The following is a 1,183-nucleotide window of genomic DNA, read 5'->3' on the forward strand; positions in this document are numbered from 1 at the left end:
ACCCAGGACCTCGAACGTCGCCTCGTCCAGCGACTCGGTGGCCGTGGCCATCTCGCCGAGGTTGAAGAGGATCGTCACGAGGGTTCCGGGCTGGACCGTGTAGCCGGTCAGCGTCTCGATCTTGTCGGCGAAGTCCGCGATCGACGCACCACGGCGCATGCGGATGATCTCCCCGTTACCGCGGGTGACGTTGACGCCACCGACGACCGGGGCGCTCCGCATCTCGAACTCCTGCCGCTTCGCCCGCCGCGACTTGCGCTGCTTGCTCTTGCCGCCGCCCTTGCCGAAGGCACCTGCGGTGCCTCCACCAGGACCACGACCGCGACCGCCGCCGCCACCCGGGCGACCTGCGAAGCCACCACCGGGACGAGCACCGGGACCGGCACCGGGTCCACCGGCACCGCCGGGACGACCGGGGCCGCCCGGACGCTGCTGGAACGGTGCACCACCGGGACGACCACCCTGACCGCCGCGCGGAGCGCCGGGACGGGGGGAACCGGGACGAGGTGCACCCGGACGCGGGGCACCGGGACGCGGAGCCTGCGGACGCGGGATGTTGCCGGGAGTCGGACTCGGCCGCTGGCCCATGCCCTGCGCCGAGGCGAACGGGTTGTTGCCGGGACGCGGACCTGCCGGACGCTGGCCCATGCCCTGCGCCGACGAGAACGGGTTGTTGCCCGGACGCGGTGCGCCGGGCTTCGGTGCGCCGCCGTCGTTCGACTTCGGTGCAGCGGATCCGGGCGCGGCCTCTGCCGAAGCAGTGGTCTCGGCCGGAGCCTCTGCGGCCGGGGCGGGAGCCTCGGGAGCCGGAGCGGCGACGGGCTCTTCCGGCGCGGGGGCCGGCTTGGGTCCGGGCTTGGGCCCGGGAGTCGGTCCACCGGTCTTCGCGGCACCGGGCTTCGCAGCACCGGGCGTCGCCGCATCGGTCTTCGCGGCGCCGGGCTTTGCAGCACCGGGCTTTGCCGCACCGGGCTTGGCCGCGGCGGGAGCCGCGTCAGCGGATGCCTTCAGCGAGGCATCCGACTCGATGGCAGCGCGAAGCTTGCGCGCCACCGGAGGTTCGATGGTCGAAGAGGGGCTCTTGACGAACTCTCCGAGTTCCTTGAGCTTTGCAAGTGCGATCTTGCTGTCGACGCCGAGTTCGGCGGCGATCTCGTGTACGCGTGGTTTACCAGCCACAATT

General features: G+C 72.4%; 1 protein-coding gene. It reads right to left on the reverse strand.

The window, feature by feature from the left end; translation table 11 throughout:
* Nucleotides 1–1,179, reverse strand: a 1,179-nt coding sequence (locus ACESK8_RS16140; RefSeq protein WP_372969541.1) for a translation initiation factor IF-2 N-terminal domain-containing protein, incomplete at its 3' end; no start/stop codon positions are given.
* Nucleotides 1,180–1,183: the final 4 nt, after the last annotated feature.

Source organism: Microbacterium sp., from assembly GCF_041641055.1.
GTDB lineage: Bacteria > Actinomycetota > Actinomycetes > Actinomycetales > Microbacteriaceae > Microbacterium.